The organism is Rhizobium leguminosarum bv. viciae USDA 2370 (assembly GCF_002008365.1).
Taxonomy (GTDB): Bacteria; Pseudomonadota; Alphaproteobacteria; order Rhizobiales; family Rhizobiaceae; genus Rhizobium; species Rhizobium leguminosarum.
The window spans coordinates 302900-320882 of the sequence record NZ_MRDL01000036.1 but is presented as its reverse complement, the minus strand read 5'-3'; the positions used below and the strand labels follow the sequence as shown (position 1 = coordinate 320882).

Annotated in this window: 17 protein-coding genes; 5 read left to right on the top strand and 12 right to left on the bottom strand. The window is 61.5% G+C overall.

What is annotated here, in order from left to right:
• Window positions 1-9: 9 nt before the first annotated feature.
• The 3 genes from BS629_RS16455 to BS629_RS16445 are packed head-to-tail and all read right to left on the bottom strand — an operon-like array spanning window position 10 to window position 3569.
• Entirely contained in the window at window positions 10-450 is a 441-nt protein-coding gene (locus BS629_RS16455) for a hypothetical protein (protein WP_018243143.1), read from the bottom strand.
• Window positions 447-1775 (bottom strand): phosphatase PAP2/dual specificity phosphatase family protein, encoded by a 1329-nt coding sequence (locus tag BS629_RS16450; RefSeq protein ID WP_018243144.1) that lies wholly within the window; start codon window positions 1773-1775, stop codon window positions 447-449. The genes BS629_RS16455 and BS629_RS16450 overlap by 4 nt, the downstream gene beginning before the upstream one ends.
• Window positions 1776-1784: 9 nt before the next feature.
• On the bottom strand, window positions 1785-3569 hold the full coding sequence (locus BS629_RS16445) for a bifunctional alpha/beta hydrolase/class I SAM-dependent methyltransferase (RefSeq protein WP_018243145.1): 1785 nt from the start codon (window positions 3567-3569) through the stop codon (window positions 1785-1787).
• Window positions 3570-3771: 202 nt separating this feature from the next.
• On the opposite strand from BS629_RS16445, the gene BS629_RS16440 reads away from it, so the two are divergent.
• From BS629_RS16440 to BS629_RS16425, 4 genes are all read left to right on the top strand, one after another.
• The gene (locus BS629_RS16440) at window positions 3772-4383 is read left to right on the top strand and encodes a CDP-alcohol phosphatidyltransferase family protein (protein ID WP_018243146.1); all 612 of its coding nucleotides are present in this window, start codon (window positions 3772-3774) and stop codon (window positions 4381-4383) included.
• A gap of 234 nt (window positions 4384-4617) precedes the next feature.
• Window positions 4618-5775, top strand: coding sequence for a PspA/IM30 family protein (locus tag BS629_RS16435; RefSeq protein ID WP_018243147.1), 1158 nt, complete (start codon window positions 4618-4620; stop codon window positions 5773-5775).
• 5 nt (window positions 5776-5780) lie between these two features.
• The gene (locus tag BS629_RS16430) at window positions 5781-6428 is read left to right on the top strand and encodes an OB-fold-containig protein (RefSeq protein ID WP_018243148.1); all 648 of its coding nucleotides are present in this window, start codon (window positions 5781-5783) and stop codon (window positions 6426-6428) included.
• Window positions 6425-8179 carry a flotillin family protein gene (locus BS629_RS16425; RefSeq protein ID WP_018243149.1) on the top strand — a complete coding sequence of 585 codons (1755 nt, stop codon included), beginning with the start codon at window positions 6425-6427 and terminating at the stop codon, window positions 8177-8179. The genes BS629_RS16430 and BS629_RS16425 overlap by 4 nt, the downstream gene beginning before the upstream one ends.
• Window positions 8180-8314: 135 nt before the next feature.
• Here BS629_RS16425 and BS629_RS16420 read toward each other — a convergent pair whose 3' ends face one another.
• The 8 genes from BS629_RS16420 to BS629_RS16385 all read right to left on the bottom strand — a co-directional run bounded on the left by BS629_RS16420 (window position 8315) and on the right by BS629_RS16385 (window position 13815).
• Entirely contained in the window at window positions 8315-9055 is a 741-nt protein-coding gene (locus tag BS629_RS16420; protein WP_018243150.1) for a metallophosphoesterase family protein, read from the bottom strand.
• A 3-nt stretch (window positions 9056-9058) separates the two neighbouring features.
• Window positions 9059-9415, bottom strand: coding sequence for a hydroxyisourate hydrolase (uraH, locus tag BS629_RS16415; RefSeq protein WP_003541961.1), 357 nt, complete (start codon window positions 9413-9415; stop codon window positions 9059-9061).
• Window positions 9412-9912, bottom strand: coding sequence for an ureidoglycolate lyase (locus BS629_RS16410; protein WP_032980743.1), 501 nt, complete (start codon window positions 9910-9912; stop codon window positions 9412-9414). Before BS629_RS16410 ends, uraH begins: the two co-directional genes overlap by 4 nt.
• Before the next feature lie 4 nt (window positions 9913-9916).
• Entirely contained in the window at window positions 9917-10279 is a 363-nt protein-coding gene (locus BS629_RS16405) for a HepT-like ribonuclease domain-containing protein (protein WP_018243152.1), read from the bottom strand.
• Window positions 10276-10776: a 2-oxo-4-hydroxy-4-carboxy-5-ureidoimidazoline decarboxylase gene (uraD, locus tag BS629_RS16400; RefSeq protein WP_018243153.1), complete on the bottom strand. Its 501-nt coding sequence runs from the start codon at window positions 10774-10776 to the stop codon at window positions 10276-10278. Before uraD ends, BS629_RS16405 begins: the two co-directional genes overlap by 4 nt.
• Window positions 10776-11699, bottom strand: a complete 924-nt coding sequence (gene puuE / locus BS629_RS16395; RefSeq protein ID WP_018243154.1) for an allantoinase PuuE — start codon at window positions 11697-11699, stop codon at window positions 10776-10778. The genes uraD and puuE overlap by 1 nt, the downstream gene beginning before the upstream one ends.
• A gap of 115 nt (window positions 11700-11814) precedes the next feature.
• On the bottom strand, window positions 11815-12522 hold the full coding sequence (locus BS629_RS16390; RefSeq protein ID WP_018243155.1) for a DUF1045 domain-containing protein: 708 nt from the start codon (window positions 12520-12522) through the stop codon (window positions 11815-11817).
• Window positions 12523-12636: 114 nt separating this feature from the next.
• The gene (locus BS629_RS16385; RefSeq protein WP_018243156.1) at window positions 12637-13815 is read right to left on the bottom strand and encodes an NAD(P)/FAD-dependent oxidoreductase; all 1179 of its coding nucleotides are present in this window, start codon (window positions 13813-13815) and stop codon (window positions 12637-12639) included.
• On the opposite strand from BS629_RS16385, the gene mnmC2 reads away from it, so the two are divergent.
• A complete protein-coding gene (mnmC2, locus tag BS629_RS16380; protein WP_018243157.1) occupies window positions 13814-14557 on the top strand; it encodes a tRNA (5-methylaminomethyl-2-thiouridine)(34)-methyltransferase MnmC2 in 744 nt (247 codons plus the stop codon). The genes BS629_RS16385 and mnmC2 overlap by 2 nt on opposite strands.
• On the opposite strand, the gene BS629_RS16375 is transcribed toward mnmC2, so the two are convergent.
• A complete protein-coding gene (locus tag BS629_RS16375; RefSeq protein ID WP_018243158.1) occupies window positions 14551-17907 on the bottom strand; it encodes a PAS domain-containing hybrid sensor histidine kinase/response regulator in 3357 nt (1118 codons plus the stop codon). The two genes, mnmC2 and BS629_RS16375, sit on opposite strands and share 7 nt — an antisense overlap.
• Between the last annotated feature and the right edge of the window lie 76 nt (window positions 17908-17983).

Sequence of the window (17983 nt, the reverse complement as noted above, 5' to 3'; positions counted from 1 at the left end):
CCGTCGTATTCAGCAGAGCGGCTGCCCATCGGTCGCATCGAGCAGAAGGATCGCGAAAATCACGAGAGAGATGGCGAGCGCAAAACGCTGCCGCCAGACGATGCGGCGCGATCCGGCAATCCGCCTCTCGAGGTCAGGCGGTATCCCGTCAGGCTTGCGAAGCTGCATTCGGGACAACAGGTCGTCGACGGCGGCAAGACCGGCCGTCTCGGTCTCGTGGCTCGCCGCGAGCCGAAACAACAGCGCATCGAAGAGGAGATGGATCGCCAGCGCAAGAACAATCACGCAGAAAACGAGCATCAAAAGCCAGCCGAGCGGGGGAGCGAGGCCTCGATATCCCACGGTGACCGGGCCGACAATCAGTGGCAACAGCGCTGTCAGCCCGCAGAAGATTGAATTGCGGCCGAGATTTCGCGCAGCCGCCGAGGCCGTGGTATTCCACTGCGTCATTGCACGCCCTCCGCTATGGCATGGATACTTTCCGCCGGCAGATGAACGCGCCACCCCGCCCGTTCGATCAGCCGCAGTGCTTCGGCTGGATTTTCGCAACGTCGGCTGATGAGCAGCCAGCCCACGATAACGCAGGCGCTCCGCTGGAAACCTAGCGCACAGCAGACGAGGACCGGTCCCTGCTGGCGCGCATCCTCGACGAGGTTCGCTGCGGCGAGCGTCTGGATCTTGTCGAGGGCTGTAAGATCAAGGGTGGGAAAGCTGCACCAGCGCGCGCGTGTCCCGCCGGGGCGCCGAAGTTCGCCGGTAATGTCGATCACCGTGGCAAAACGGTCGGCCTCGTGGCGACGTGGAAAACGACCGAGATGGACGCCGTCAGCGATCACCACAGAAGCCGGCATTCTCCGAGTCCAGAGCCGAATGTTGATGAGAGCGCCGAGCCGGTAGGGTGCCAATAGCCAGCGGCTGGCAAGCGTGGCCCGGCCATCGACGCGTTTCTGGAATATCTGCGGGCCGGCGCCGAAATATCCGACTGCGACGATCACCAGCGCAATAGCCGGCCAGAGCAACAGAAGCGCTGCGGCCGATAGAGGCGTGCAGAGCGCTCCAAGGCCGAGAAATGCGACGGCACCGCACAGATAATAGACGCCGAGACGGCGCGACTTTGGATCGCCGCTCATCGCAAAGTTCGCGAGAGGCGACCCGGCATCGCGCGGAAAAAGCCAGACGGCAGACAGACCGAGCAGCATGCCGGTCGGTATGTCGATGACGTGATGCTGCCACGTGGTCAGCACGGAGACACCGATCAGGAGGCACCAAAGGTGCCAAAGAAGCCGTGCCTTCCGCGGCAACCGGCCGCGCAGATGATCCCAGATCACCACCAGGAGCGCGATATGCAGCGACGGCGCCTGGTTGAACGGCTTATCGAAGCCACCGAGTACGGCGAACATGAAACCGGGCAGGCCGCTCGTTGCCGGCCGCACGAAAGTCGCTTGGAGCGGAAACGCGACGAAGCAGGCGACGGCCACTATCTGGATCGTCAGATAACGTCGCGCGAGCATATCCACGTCGCGCGGCGTCGTGTTGATGAACAGGCAGAGTGCATAGAACAGATTGATCGACCAATATGGAATAATAGTCCATCCAAGGAACGGAATGGCGCTTTCCCATGCGAAGGCGACGTTCGGCACATGAGCGCGTTGCGATGCCAGCCAATTGGCGCCGCCATAGCTCAGATAGAAGAACGGTCCCAGGAAGACGAGCCAGAGCGCCGCCCGCTTCGGGACCGGTGCTGCCGCGGAAAAAGTAGAACGTGCCCTCTCCACGCTTTGCCCTCAGACTCTCTCGGCCAGCGAGACAGTGAAAATGCCCCATTGATCGATGCGCTGTTCGATCTTGCGGAAACCGGCTGCGGCGACCAGTTGGTCCATTTCCTCTTGCGTCCGCCGCCGCATCACCCACGCCTCGCCGCCGCGGTGGGAGGTCAGTGCGCGGGCGATCATCTCCAGTTGTGGATGCCATGGCTGGTTGGTGTAGACAAGCAGACCACCGGGCAGCATCGCGCGGGCGATCCCGTTGAGCGACGCGGCGATCATCGCATTGTCGGAAAACAGCTCGTAAAGGCCGGAGACGATCGCGAGATCCGGAGCCGGCGTGATTGCAGCCAGACCCTCGCAGTCAAAGGCATCCTGCTGGCGGAAGCTGACGAAATCACTCAGTCCACGCGCCGCAATGCTCTTGCGGCCGGCATCGACGTTGATGGAGGAATAGTCCTGCAACCGCGCACTATCGGGACGCACGGCAGCCGTCTCGATCGCATCAAGGACATAACGGCCGTGCCCGGCCGCTATGTCGAGCATGTGGGTATTGCGGCCGACTGCTTTCAGGCGCTGCAGCGCGCGGTCGATCAGTTCCTGCAAGTGTAGCTTGCGCTGCCTGATGCCGCGCCAGCCGATCGCATCGAGGAACACCTTGTCGATCAATCGCCCGCCGGGACCGAGCCCGCGCGGCTTGTTCTCGTAGACGTAATCGAGGGTCGAGCCGGAATCAAAACCGGTCTTGACCCCTGTCTTTATGCCTTCAGACACCAAGGCACCGATCTTGATGTTGAGGCGGCTGAGCGCCCAGTAGATGCCACGTGGGGATGTGGCGTCCAGCGGGCTCGCGAGCCGGTCGGCCTCGTCCTTTGTATAGCCCTGGATATGGGCGGTGCAAAGGTTGGCAGGCGCCCGGGGCTCGGCGAAACGCGCGTCTATAAAACGGCGGACTTCGGCCAGGGCAATCGCGCGCTCCTTTTCGCCAAGCGTGTCATGGTAGAAGCCGGCAAGCACATGCCGTTCCTTGATCCGGCTGCCGAGGTTTTCGTAAAACCGGTGCTGCGGCGCGTGTCGCACCACCCAGTCGCTGCCAGAGATCAGCAATTGGGTCGGGACGGTGATGGCGCGGGCGTCGCCGACAACGCGGGCTGCCGCCTCATAGAGCTGCATCAGGATGTTGGAGGCAATTGGCCGGGAGATCAATGGGTCGGATTCGTACGAGGCGATGCGCTCGGGGTCATGCGTCAGAAACCTCGCCTTGACATAGGAATTGACGAAGAATGTCCCCTTAACCTTTTCCCAGAGCGCAATGCCTTCTTTGGCGAAAGGCACGTAGAGCTTGACGCTGAAGGCAGGTGAGGCAAGCACGAGCGCACGGATCGGCGGCGCATAGTCGTGCACCCAGGTGGCGGCGAGGACCGCGCCGACGCTCTGCGCAATGACGGCGATGTCTTCGACAGCAGTACCGCTTGTCTCGCTGACATGGCGGACGAAGCAATCGAGATCATGCGCCGAGGCAGCAAAGGATGGCGAATAGCCGCGCTCTCCCGGTGAACGTCCATGGCCGCGTGCGTCCCAGGCGTAGAAGGAAAAATCATTGAGGCCGAGCTCGGTGGCGAGATGGGTGACGCGGCCGCTATGCTCGTGGCCGCGATGGAGAAGAATGATTACGCCCTTCGGGGCAGCGCCCGTCGAGGGCCACGCCCGATAAAAGAGTCGAGTGCCATCATGCGATGCGAATTCGGATTCATGCATTGGTCTGGCCGTCGAGGACGGTTGCCCACTATCGGCAGTTTGCAGCACGGTCTTCTCCAATTCTGATTGGTGGGTGGGTTACAACCATTGGCGGGAACAGTGATTTGCCTGCATTGCAAAAGTCTAGTTGCAAATGTAAGTCCTTTACGAGAACCGATATGAAGTGTGGCTTTCCTCATAAGTAAGATGATCTGCACCCGCGAGAGGCGGGGATAGACTATTTCGATGCACGAAATTCCAATGAGGTAGCATGTCTGTCTATCAATTGAAGTCCCGATTTCAGAATATTCTTCGCCCTCTGGTGCGTTCCCTCGCGGCGCGAGGCGTCACCGCCAATCAGGTGACTTCAGTTGCCGCCGCCGTCTCGGTTGCATTGGGCTTTTTTCTGAGCGTCGCCCCGCTGCCGCATTGGTTCCTGCTGGTGCCTGTATGGTTTCTCCTGCGCATGGGTCTCAACGCCATCGACGGCATGCTCGCGCGCGAACATGGGCAGAAGAGCATTTTAGGCGCGTATCTGAACGAGATCGGTGATGTCGTGTCGGATGTCGCCCTGTATTTGCCGTTTGCGCTCATCGATCCGAACGGCTTTGTGCCGGCGATGGCGGTCATATTCCTCTCGGCGCTGACGGAATTTACCGGCGTTCTGGGTCAAACGGTCGGGGCAAGCCGGCGTTACGACGGGCCGCTGGGCAAGAGCGACCGCGCGGTCCTTTTCGGCGCGCTCGGCATCTTTGCCGCGGTTGGTGGTACATTTGCAGCATGGACTTCGTGGCTCTGGGCGGTGGTGGCTCTACTTCTCATATGGACCACCATCAACCGTATCAGCGCCGGTATTCGCGAGGCGCATACGGCCGCCCGATAGGGAACGGAGCCGATCTGCTGCCGGTTCTTTCATCGGCACATGTGATCCGGAATTGTGTCGAGGCTTTTGCTGCCGGTCACGCGTTGGGCTTCAAGAGTCCGTGACTCTTTTCACAAGGCTGCTCACTGCCGCCAGCTCGCGACATCTCTCGATAATGGACATGCCTCAGTCCTTCCAACCGCACGTTAAGCCTAGGTTGTATTTTTATCACCACCTCTTGAAAGCACAAAAGCGGTGCTTTATGTTTTACCTATGGTTATCACAGGCAAGACACCACATCCATCGCTGCTGCGCTACACGCTGGCGCCTGACGACAACGCCCGGCAGGCGCTGGACGATACCATTGCCGCCTATCTCAGGATGATCGAAATCCTGACTGGCCTCGTCTCCGACAGGACGGGCGCCAATCTCGTCGTGCTGCATGACCTTGCCTATGAAACCGTCCGCGAGCAGACGGGCTTGCCGGCAAGGCTGGTCACGCTCGGCCTTCGCGATTTCGCCGCCAATCGCGGCGTCACCGCCGATCCGCCGCATCTGCCGCTCGATGACAAGCTCTTCGCCATCAAAGGCCCCTCGGACCTGACGATCGCCACGGTGCACGGACGTGTTGCCGTGCCCTTCGATGTCGCGGGTTATTCCAGGGGATGGGAGAGTATTTTTCCGGCCTACCTCGTTGCAGGCCAGGATCGCTACGAGATTCACATCGGCGTTACGCCGAATTCCGCTCGGATGGAGGAAAACATGACGAACGAAGGCATTCTCTCACGCATGGGCCGTCTGATCGCGGGCATCGCGAATGCGGCGATCGACAAGGCGGAAGGCGTAAACAAGATCGCCGTCATCGAACAGGCGATCCGCGAGATCGATGCAGCGGCGGATGAGGCCCGCACCGATCTCGGCAAGGCGCGCGCGGAGGAATACCGCATCCAGAGCCGCAGGGACGAAATCGTCGACGACCTGAACGCGCTCGACCAAAAGATCCGCATCGCCGTCTCGTCAGAGCGGGATGACCTGGCAAAGGCCGGCGTTGCTCGCCAGATCGATCTCGAATCCCAGATCGCAGCGCTCGACAAGGCGCTGGCCGATGCCAGGGAACAGGTGGACGAAGGCCAGAAAGCCTTGCAGGCCGTCCTCGCCACGCGCCGCGAGGCGGACGCCCGCCTTGCCGATTTCAAGCGCAGCATCGCCCGGCATCCCGAACACGCGGCGACCGGCCACAGCCAGCCCGCACCGGGTGCAGATGCTGCCCGCGCTGCCGCGGCAGTCTCCCGGCTGACCGGGGTTCCTACTGGCGAGCATGCCCATAGTTCCGAATTGGACGAACTCGACCGGTTGCATCGCGAACAGGCGATCGAGGCGCGCCTCGCACGCTTCAAGGCGGATAACCGGTAACGCCGATGGCCCTTCTCTTCGCTCCCGAATGTGCTCCCTTTGCCATCGCCGCCGCCGTGCTTGCAGGTCTGACCGCGATCGAGATGCTTGCGATGGTCATGGGTTTTTCGATGACGGAATTTCTGGGAAAGCCGGAGGTTCATGGCCATGACGGCATCCTGGCATACCTGTCCTGGCTCAATCTCGGCGGTGTTCCCCTGCTGATTCTTCTGATGATGACTCTCGGCTTCTTCGCGATGACGGGGTTTGCCTTGCAGGCCGTCGCCAGCGCCTTCTGGGCGCCGCTGCCGAGCTTCATCGCCGTCATACCTGCCGCGCTCGCAACCATCCCCATGGTCAGGGCATCGAGCCGAACTGTGGCGCGGCTCGTACCGCACGACGAAACCTATGCCGTCGATCTCGACGCCTTCCTCGGCCGGACCGCCGAGGTGTCGATCGGCCCGCTCGATCAGGGACTGCCGGGCCGCGTCCGTGTCAAGGATCAGCACGGAAACTGGCATGTGCTTCGAGCCCGAGCCGCCAAGGGCGAGGGTCCGCTTGGGATCGGCTCTTCGGTTCTTCTCGTCGATCACAAGGCCAATGTGTTTATCGCCATTCCCGCGCCGGTCGACCCCACCGATGCGAACAATCAATCTTTCAGGGAGCAGCAATGATGTACGACGTTATTCTACCAGCCGGCATTGGGATTGTTCTGATCTTCGGCATCGGTTTTGTCCTCGCCTCTCTTTACACGCGCTCCAGCCGCGATGAGGCCTATGTGCGCACCGGTCTCGGCGGTCAGAAGGTCGTGCTCGACGGCGGTTCGGTCGTCCTTCCGATCTTCCATTCGACCGCGCGGGTCAACCTGAAGACGCTGCGGCTCGAGGTTCGCCGCGGCGAAGGCGATGCACTGATCACCAAAGACCGCATGCGCGTCGATATCGGCGCCGAGTTCTATGTGCGCGTCAAACCCGATGCCTCCTCGATTGCGCTTGCAGCTCAGACACTCGGCAATCGCACCAATGACGCCGAGGCCCTCCGCATCCTGATCGAGGCGAAATTCGTCGACGGTCTTCGCTCGGTGGCCGCGACGATGAATCTCGACGCGCTGCAGGAACAGCGCATGGATTTCGTCAAGGCCGTGCAGGAAGCTGTCGGCGCCGATCTCCAGTCGAACGGCCTCGAACTCGAATCCGTGTCGCTGACACGCCTCGACCAGACCGATATCAAGCATTTCAACGCCAACAACTTCTTCGACGCGCAGGGCCTGGCGGCATTGACCCGCATCACCGAGGGACGCAAGAAGGAGCGGAACGAGATCGTTCGCGACACCGAAGTCGCCATCGCCCAGAAGGATCTCGAGGCCCGCCAGCAATCGCTGACCATCGAGCGGACGAAGCGAGAGGCCGAACTCAGCCAGGAAAGAGACATCGCCAACAAATCCGCGGCGACACGCGCCGAAACCGCGCAGCAGGAGCAGGCCGCAAAACGCGCCGAGGAGGAAGCCCGCATCGCCTCCGAACAGGCGATCGCCGAACGCGAGGCATCCGCCAAGCAGGCCCGCGAAAGCGCCAACATCGACGCCGCCCGCGCCGTCCAGCAACGCGAAACCGAAGCCAAGCGTGACCTCCAGATCGTGGCGCAGGAAAGCGCGATCGCCGTTGCCAACAAAAGCCGTGAAGAATCTGAAGCGAAGGCGGCTGCGGAAACGGCCCGCGCCCTGGCGATCGCGGCAGAGGAAAAAGTCGGCACAGCCAAGGCGATCGAGATTGCCGAACGCGAAAAGCAGATTGCCGTGATTGATGCGCGCAAGAAAGCCGAGACGGAAGCAACCGCCGTCACCGTCGGCGCGGAGGCCGAAAAGCAGGCAGCAAGCGACCAGGCCGAGGCCATCAAGACGCTCGCAACCGCCGAGGCGGATGCGGCGATCATCAAGGCCAAGGGCATTCTCGAAACCGGCAAGGCCGCGGCCGAGAGCGAAGCATTGCTCAACGACGCTCGCAACAAGCTGAGCTCTGCTATCATCGAGTTCGAGATCACCCGCGAACGGATCCGCATCATTCCGCAGGCGCTCGCCGAGGCGGTCAAGCCGATCGAGAAGATCTCCGATATCAGGATATTCGATACCGGCGGCATGCTCGGCCGCGGAAACGGAGCGGCCGGCGGAAACGGCATCGGGCTCGGCGAAGGGCTGGCCAGCCAGCTCCTCTCCTATCAGGCGAATAAACCGATCCTCGACAAATTGCTGAAGGAAGCCGGCTTCGACGGCGACGATGCCATCTCATCACTTCTTGGAAATCTCGATGGCGCAAAACCGGCAAGACCGGCAACCGCCGCAGCCCCGGCAAAGCCGGCAACACCGGCCCCAGCCCCCACACAAACGATCATCCCTCCGGCCCCGAAGCCGGCACCAAAGAAGGACTGATCACCGCGCAAGCGGGTCTGGACTAGAACAGGATGATTTTAGGCCGGTTCGGCCTAAAATCTGAATCTTGTTCTAAATTAAATAGTTAGAGCATGATGTTGCCCGAAAACTGCACATACTTTTCGGCATCATGCTTTATCTCACCCAACCCGTTGCCAGCGCGCCTGCCCAGTCGGCACGGCCCCTTTCGGCGGCCAGTGCCGACATCGCCATATGGTCATAGGCGACCGTTCGGAACTGCCATATCCATCCGGCCGCCATCTTTTCCAGAATGGCGTAGCTCGCCAGCGGGTGGCCGACTTCCACCTTGTGGTAATAGGGCAGCTCGTCGTCATAGGCCGCGCAGCCGACGCTGCCGGGGTTGACGATGAGACGGCCGTCGGAAAGCCTGATAGCGCGGGGGATGTGGCTATGGCCGCAAAGGATCAGCGGCAGGTCGATGCCGTCGGCCAGCGCCTCGATTGCCTCGATCGGCTTCAGGAAGACGAAACCCTCCGACGAAACGGATTCCAGCCAGTAGAGATTGTCGTCCTTCGGCGTCGCATGGCAGAGATAGACCTCATCGCGATAGACGGTATCGAATGGAAGACTACGGATCCAATCGAGATGGGCTGGCGACAATTGGTGATAAGCGGCGGCATCCGAAACATGCAGCGCCGCCGGATCCTGTTCGATCAGGTAGCGGTCGTGATTGCCGCGGATCGAGGTCAGGCCGAGCGGCATCAGCAAGTCTGCCGTCTTGCCGGCTTCGAGCGGCCCGCTAAAGAAATCGCCGAGATTGACGATCTCCTCGATGCCCTGTGCACGAATATCCGCAAGCACCGCCTCGAGCGCCAGATGGTTTCCGTGGATATCGGCAATTGCCGCAAACCGCATTTTTTAGCTCCCTCGATAGGTAGAATAGCCATAGGGCGAAATCAGCAGCGGCACATGGTAATGCGCCGTGACGTCGGCAATGCCGAAGCGGATCGGCACGAGATCGAGGAAGGCCGGATGCGGCAGAGGCGTGCCGCTCGCCCTCAGATAATCGCCGGCGTGGAAGACCAGCTCATAGGTACCGGCTCGAAAATTTTCGCCAATGAGGATAGGGCCGCCATCAACCCGGCCGTCGGCATTGGTCTCGACCGTCTTCAGATGCCTGCGAATCTCGCCGTCGAGCTGAAAAAGATCGATCCTCAGGCCCTCGGCCGGCTTGCCGAGGGCGGTGTCGAGAACATGCGTGGTCAGTCCGGTCATGGGGCTGGCTCTTTGATGATAAAAGGGGCTTCGAAGAAGAATTCTTCCAGATTGTTGCCTGGCCCGTCGCGGTCGACGACCAGGAAGTCTGAGGCTTGGTCGAGCGCCATCAGCGGATGATGCCAGACATTGCGGCGGTAGTTTACGCCCTGGTCGCCGCGCGCCAGAAACACCTGCGGCCTGCCCGGGCGGCCGTTCTCGTCCTCGGAGACGACGACGAGAAAAGGACGGCCCGAGACCGGCGAGAAACTCTGGCTGCCGAGGGGGTGGCGCTCCATCATCCCGACGTCATAGGGGAAGCTGCGCGGCTGTCCGCGAAAGAGGTTGATGATGACGCCTGCGCCCTCGCCCGTCGCATCAGCGGTGGCCAGCGCATGAAAACGCTCCGTCGTGCCGCCATTGATGAACCGCATCGAGGCCGGATCGGCCTCAATCACCTCGCCGAAGGGAGCGAAGGCGGATTTGGTGAGCGGGCGGATCTCGAGAAATTCGGACATGGCTTCATTCGCCTTGGGCATGCCAGTAACGGACAGCATCGATCGCGGAAAGAAGCTCCGGCAGCGTGCGATAGGTCGCCTCCCATATGTTCGACGGACTGAGATCGAAGACTTCCTCGAGGATACGGTTACCCATGCCACAGATTCTCGTCCATGGCAGATCGGGATGCTCAGTCGCAAATTCCGGATGGTTGACGAGCAGTCGGGACGCCGCCGCACCGATGGTGAAGTGGCAGAAGGCAACAGCCTTGAAGGTGAGCTTGTCCCCGGCGAACGCCGCCTCATCCATTCCGCCGACGAAAGACAGCGCTTCGGATGCCGCCTCATACATTTCATTGAGATAGTCGATGGCGCGCCGCTCTTTCATTCAGCCTCCGGCAGCATCGATGTCAGCCGCAGCAGCGCGATCCGTTCGACCTGCGCCGTCGCGGTCACAAATTCCTCATGCCGATCATTGCCGATCCGTGTTTCGAACGCCGACAGGATATCGTCCTTGCCGAGACCCTTGACGGCGATGATGAAGGGAAAGCCGAATTTTTCGACATAGATCGAATTGAGTTCGGTGAATCGGGCATACTCGGCTGGGCTCAAGCGATCGAGACCGGCGCCGGCCTGCTCCTTCCGGCTGTCCTCGGTGAGTTCGCCCGATATCGCGAGGCGCCCGGCAAGGTCAGGATGGGCGTTGAGCACGCCGAGACGCTCCTGCGGGCTTGCCGCGCGGAAGATGGCGGTCAGCGACGCATGCACGCCGGCCGCCGTCAGCGGCTCTATCACGGGGCCGGCGTCATAGGCGCGCTCGGCGATGAAAGGCGAATGTTCAAAGACGCCGCCGAAGCGGGAGACGAAATCCTCGCGCGACACCATCAAAGCGCTTCCGGCTGATGGTGCTTGTGCCAGTGTTCGGCGATCTCGATGCGGCGTGGAATCCAGACATTGTCGTGCTTCAGCACATATTCGATGAAGCGTTTCAGCGCCGCTGCCCGGCCCGGACGTCCGACGAGGCGGCAATGCAGGCCGACTGACATCATCTTCGGGCTGCCCGCCTTGCCTTCCTCATAAAGCGTATCGAAGGCATCCTTCAGATAGGTGAAGAACTGATCGCCGGCATTGAAGCCCTGCGGCGTCGCAAATCGCATATCATTGGTTTCAAGCGTATACGGAATGATCAGGAAGGGTTTCCCGTCGACGCCCTTCACCCAGTAAGGCAGGTCGTCGGCGTAGGAATCGGAGGAATAAAGGAAACCGCCCTCCTCCTGCACCAGTCGCAGCGTGTTGTCGGAAGGCTTGCCCTGATACATGCCGTAGGGCCGCACGCCGGTGAGTTCGGTGTGCAGTCGCACGGCTTCGAGGATATGCTTGCGCTCCAGATCTTCGGGAAAATCCTTATATTCCAGCCAGCGGTAGCCGTGGCTGGCGATCTCCCAGCCGGCCTCCTTCATCGCAGCGACGGCCTCGGGGTTGCGGGCCATCGCCAGCGTCACGCCGTAGACGGTCGCCTGCACCTTGAGATCGGTGAACATGCGCCAAAGCCGCCAGAAGCCGGCACGCGAACCATATTCGTAGATCGATTCCATGTTGAGGTTGCGCTGCCCTGGCCAGGCGGCCGCACCGACGATCTCCGACAGCAGGTTTTCGGAAGCTGGATCGCCGTCGAGGATCGAGCTTTCGCCGCCCTCCTCGTAGTTGATGACGAACTGCACGGCGACGCGTGCCTCGTCCGGCCATTTCGGATCAGGCGTCAGACGCCCGTAACCAACGAGATTGCGCGGATAAGTCTCGGATACCATCAAATCACCTTCTGAAAAGACGGGGAACGGTAGCATCCGCAGCCGGAATGTCGAGACGGAAACTGCTCTGCCGGATTTTGCCTTTACGGCACAAGGCTTTAGCTCATCAGCATCCTTAGGCGATTTTGCGCGCGCTGACCTTGCCCATCGGATGCAGCGAGTGAACGCGGAAAGGACCGCCCGTGCCCTCCTCTATCATCAGCGCCACGTTCGAAACCGTGACAGGCTCGGTGAGGACAGGCTCGAAGATTGTCCGCAACACCGGCTCGATGCGCGGCATGTCGATCGCGTTGACGGGACCCGTCACCGGCATATGAAAGCGGAATTCCTCCATCACGTAGGGATTGCCCCAGCGATGCAGATTGGCAAATTGCGTCGCCGATAGCCCGTCCGGATCGCTGCGTTCGATCTCAGCCTCGCTGAGCGGCGCGCGGAAACGATCGAATTCCTGCACGATCGCCGAAGCGAGATACTGGATCTGCTCGCAGGGAGTGCTCGGCAGCAGGCTGTAGAAATTGCCGAGCCGGGCGACTTCGATGCGCGGAATCTGGAAGGGAACAAAGGTCCCGGAAAAACGCATCAGATCGCGCAGGAGTTGCGATTCGGGCATGTCGCGGGACAAGTGGAACGGCGCCTTCAAAACGCCGTGAAATCCGTAGCGCCGCGGCACCGCGGTATGGAAGGCGATCTCGTGAATGCCGAGGCCACGGACTGCCGGAGGCTCCATCATATCGCCCGAAAACACGTTTCGGCCAAGCCAATTGGCGGCCACGAGCGACAACGGATCGCTCGCCGGAGGCGTGAAGCAAATGGCATAGCGCATGCAATTTCCTCCATCAAGGAAGTGAGCGCCGGTGAGATCCGGCGCTGTCGATGCGCAAGCAGATAGGTGATTTCCATGACAGAATAACGAAACGCAGCGGCGCCTAATTCACGTTTAACGTGAAGCCGTCGCAATATGGCTTGAAATTGCGAAGCTTTCCGGCAGCAGAAATCCGCAGTCTGTATCGCCTGCGATACATATCGCCGCCTCCGCCAGCCGGTGGGCGAGGCCGAAGCTGACCTTGAAGCCGCCGGTCAGCGCGATCAGGCGCCGGTGATCGGGATGGCGGCCGATCATTGGATCCCGGTCGATCGCCTTCGGACGAAGCCCGGCCCAGCGTTCGACAACGGGAGCGTCGCGAAGCGTCGGCACGATGCCGCGCGCCGCCTCGATCAGCACGTCGAGCTGGGCGTCGGTCGAGGTGGGATCGTCAAAACGGTTCTCGCTGGTGCTGCCGATTGCCACGTGCCCGCCCTCATGCGCGATGACATAGAGCCCGTCGAGAAAGATCGTCGGCAGCGCCGGGTCAATATCGGCTTTCAACAGTGCTGCCTGTCCCTTGACCGGCTGGCCGAGCGGTTGTTTCAGCCCCGGCGTCAGTTCTTGCAGCAATGGAAAGGAGCGATGGCCGGCGGCCACGATGCAGTGACTGAAAGTGATCGTTTCACCGTTGATTTCGGTCGTGCCGCGATCAGGATCGAGGCCGGCAACCGTCGCATGCTCCAGGATACGAACATGCTTTGCTCGCCGAAGGAAGGCGATAAGCGCTGCGATCAGCAAGCGGGGCGCAACGCGCGCGGCGAGCGTGTCGTGCACGAAGCCGCTCTCGCCGGCGGACGCCTCGATCCAGCCGTTGACCGGTGGCCTGTCGAGCACATGCCAATGGAAGCGGCGCTCGCCCACCCGCCAATGCTGTTCAGCGTCCTCGAAATGGCCGCGCGCTATTTTTTTGAGATGCGGCTTCGGCAGCGGGATCAGCCGTCCGGACCTGTTATACCCGGCGGAAAGCCCGGTCTCGGCTTCGAGCGCTGTGATTTCGGCTTCGAGCGAGACCAGCGCATCGAACTGGAACTGCTTCTTCTCCGACCACCGGTCCGGCATATGCGGCATCAGCGCGCCGAGCAGGCCGCCGCTTGCACCTTCGCCCAACCTCCCGGCGTCAGCAACAAGAGTACGGATGCCCCGGCGCTCGGCATGGACGGCCGCCCAGAGCCCCATGATACCGCCGCCGACGATCAGCAATTCTGAGGATGATTGACCTGAGACCGGCTGAGGACTATCGGCTTTTTCCATGACAGACGTGAACCCCGATCAGATTGGCGCGGGCGCGCCGCAGCCGCTCGAATGGCGCGACGGCGATATGCCCTATTCCACCGCCTTTGGCGATCATTTTTATTGCCAGACCGATGGGCGGCTGGAATGCGGCCACGTTTTTCTCGCCGGTAACGGCCTGCCGGAACGCTGGAACGGGCGGCAGAGATTCCGGATCGGAGAACTCGGCTTCGGCACCGGCCTGAACTTCGCCGAAACCTGGCGGCAATGGAAGCTCCACCGTGCCGACGGCCAGCACCTGCATTTCACCTCCTTCGAACTCCACCCGATGCGCGGCGAAGAAATCGGCCGGGCGCTGTCGCACTGGCCGGAGATCGATGCCGAACGTCCGGTGCTGACGGCGGCCTGGCCGGAAATACCGGCCGGTATCGTGCGACTCGATCTCGACGCCCAGACGACGCTCAGCGTCGTATGCGGCTATGCCTTGGACGGCGTCGCGGCAGCCGAAGACGACTTCGACGCCTGGTATCTCGACGGCTTCGCCCCGTCGCGCAACAGCGATATGTGGTCGGAGGAACTGATGCGGCTCGTCTGCGAGAAAAGCGCAGCCGGCGGCACTTTCGCCACCTATGCGGCTGCCGGTTTCGTGCGCCGTAATCTCATCGCCGCGGGTTTTGCCGTCGAGCGCCGTACGGGCTTCGCCGGCAAGCGCGAAATGCTCTGTGGCATCAAGGCATCCCCCAGTCAGCGCGCAGATCAGTAGCTGGTGCGCTCCGGCTGCTGCTCGCTCGTTCCGAGCCACTGGCGGATTTTTTCCTCGAGCAGCTCGGGGCTGATCGGCTTCGACATGTAGTCGTCCATGCCGGCATCGAGGCAGAGCTCGCGGTCGCTTTCGAGCGCATGGGCGGTGACGCCGATGATCGGCACCCGGTGCCCCTGCCCGTTTTCGCGCGCGCGGATCGTCTGGGTCGCCTGATGGCCGTTCATGACGGGCATTGAGACGTCCATCATGATAATGCGCGGCGTATACCGCTCCCAGGCGGCGACCGCCTCCTCGCCATTGTCGACGACGAGGAAGGAAAGACCCGTGCCTTGCAGGATCTGTGTGAAGACGATCTGGTTGACCTCGTTGTCCTCGGCGACGAGCACGTCGACGAATTCAGCGGTTCGCTTCTGCGGCGCAGGCGCGGGCGCCTGCACGGCCACTTCCGTCTGCAGCCGGGCAATCTCGGCCTCGGATGCCTGCTTGACGCGGCTGGCGCGCACCACCTCGACGACCGTGTTGCGCAGCACGTTGGCGCGCGCCGGCTTCATCAGATGCGCGTGGCCGTTCAGCGCCGCGAATTCCTTTTCCGTGCCGGAAATATCCATCGACGTCAGGAAGATGATCGGCAGTTCGACGAAGCGGGGATCGGCTCGTAGCCTGCGCGCGACATCGGCGCCGTTCATATCGGGCATGTGATAATCGAGCACGACGGCATCGACGGTGACGCCGAGATTGGCCGCCGCCTCCAGAATCGCAAGACCGGTACCGCCGCCTTCGGCGGCCACGCCGTCGAAGCCCCAAAGGGACAGCTGTTCGGTCAGGATTCGCCGGTTCACTTCATTGTCGTCGACGACGAGGATGCGCGCACCCTGCACGTTGATCGGCAACGGCTTCGGCTCAAGGCGGGCCGCCGCAACCGCAAACGGAAGGTTGACGGTGAAGACCGAGCCCTTGCCCCATTCGCTCTCGACATTGAGATAACCGCCGAAGAGGTCGACGAGCCCGGCCGTGATCGCAAGACCGAGGCCTGTACCCTCATGCCGCCGGGTCGATGAGGCGTCCACCTGCGAGAATTTGTCGAAGACCGATTCGAGCTTCTCCGGCGGAATGCCGATACCAGTATCCTCGATGCGGATGCTCGCCATGATCTCGCCGCCTGCGGCCGGCTGGAAGCCGACATCGACAAAGACATGGCCGCGCTCGGTGAACTTGACGGCGTTGCCGACGAGATTGGTGACGATCTGGCGGAAGCGCCCGGCGTCGCCAATGACCGCGGCGGGCAAATCGGGCGCGGCTCGCACCAGGAGCTCGATGTTCTTCTCGGCGGCGTGCGAGGACAAGAGTGTCGCTACGTCCTCCACCGCTTCGGTGATATCGAAGGCGGCTTTGCGCAGTTTCATCTGTCCGGCATCGATCTTCGAGAAGTCGAGGATATCGTTGATGATCGTCAGCAGCGCATTGCCCGACTTGACGATGATATCGACGAAGGTCTTCTGGCGCGTATCAAGATTGGTCTTGGCAAGCAGTTCCGCCATCCCAAGCACGCCGTTCATCGGTGTGCGAATCTCGTGGCTCATATTGGCAAGGAATTCGGATTTGGCGCGGTCGGCGGCTTCGGCGCGCGACAGCAGCTGGCGCAGTTCCTCTTCGCGGCTCTTGAGTTCGGTGACGTCGGTAAAAAGCGCCACCCAATGCTGTCCCCGGCTGACCGTTGCATCCATGTTCACCCAGCGCTCGCCGCCGACATGGAAGGCAGTGGAGATCGGCAACCTCGCCGCGATATTGTCGCGCCAACCCTGCAGAATCTCGGCCGCGTCCTCGTGGAAGTCGCCGCGCGCAGCGCAGAACTCGAACATGCCGAGCCAACCCTGCCCGGTCTCGATATAGGTGGCGGGAATTTCCAGGATATGAGCCAGCGCCTCATTAGACATCCTGATAATGCCGTCCTGGACGATGGCGAGGCCCTGCGGCATGGCGTGTGTCGCGTCGCGCATCAATTCGCCGAGATGCTCCAGCGCGGCGCGGGCCTCGTGGACTTCATTTTCCCGCTCACGCACGGCCGTGATGTCGGCATAGGTCAGCAGTATCCGGTCGTTTGAGATACGGCGGCTGTCGAAAATGACGGATTTGCCACCCGCCCAGCCGAGCTCGATCGGCTCGGGCTCCTCGGTTTCGAACAGGTGCTTGCGGAAAGCGTAGATCTCCTCGGGCGTCTGTGTGCCGTCGTAGCGACCGAGCTCATAATTGCGGCGGATGACATCGATGAAGGGGCGGCCGTCGAAGGGATCGTCGAGCGGCAACTCCCAGATGCTGTAGAACTCGTCGTTGACGGAGAGGATCCGGTGGTCGTTATCGAGGATCAGCACGCCGATCGGAAGCGAGCGTAGGATATTCTCGATATCCCGGTGCAGCACCTCTTCCTGCTTCTGCGCCTCGATCAGCGCCTTCTCTCGTTCCTTGAGTGGCGAGATGTCTGAAAAGGAGCCGACGACATAGGGCCGACCATCCGCTGTCACAACGCGGTTGACGCGCGAGAGGACGGAATAGATATGGCCGTCCTTGCTCGGCAGCAGGCTTTCGATCTCCTTCGACTTGCCTCCCTCCAACGCCAGCAGGTTTTCCTGGTAGATCGCCTCGCCGCCGTCCGGACCGAACATTTCGTGTTCGGTCATCCCAAGGACCCGAGAACGGCTATGGCCGCTGAAGGTTTCGTAATATTGATTGGCATAGACGAGGCGATGCTTCTCGTCGCGCACGAAGGCCGCGACCGGGAGGTCCTCCAGGATGGTCCGCAGCAGGTCGAGCTCGTTGACGCTCTCATGCCAGGCCGTGTCGCTGACAGCCGCAGGCTTTGCGTCGTTGCGATAGGCGGCGTTGACGACCAGCGGCCGGCCATCCTCGGCAAAGATGCCGATCGGATGGTCGAGCTGTTCCAGCGCCTCGCGCACGCGGGCGAAATCGGCGGCGGCGCTATCGTCCGCGGCGCGGCGCGGCGGCGCTCGCACTTCGAAAATGCCGAGCACGTAAGCCCGGTCCAGCGATGGCGAAAAGCTTTCTATCTGGATGCGTTCATGGCTGAGGCCTGCCGCATCGAAGCAGATCGCGTTTTCCTCAGTGGCGAATACCAGCGCGCGGCGCTCCTTGTCCTCACGATCCTCTTCCTCGGGACGGTCGAGAAGCTCGCGGCTGCGCCTGCCGATAAAATCGGAGATTTCGCGACCCAGAAAACGGGCATAGGCCTCGTTGACGGCGACATAGCGCAACTCGCTGTTCTTGACATAGGCCGGGGTATCCAGATCAGCGATCCGGCGACAAGCCAACTCCAGAAGTTCCCCGGCTGATTTCAAAAAATATCGCTCCCGCAATGAATGAAATATCGACTACAAAAACTAAAACGCCAAGGCTTTTAACAAGGTTTTAACC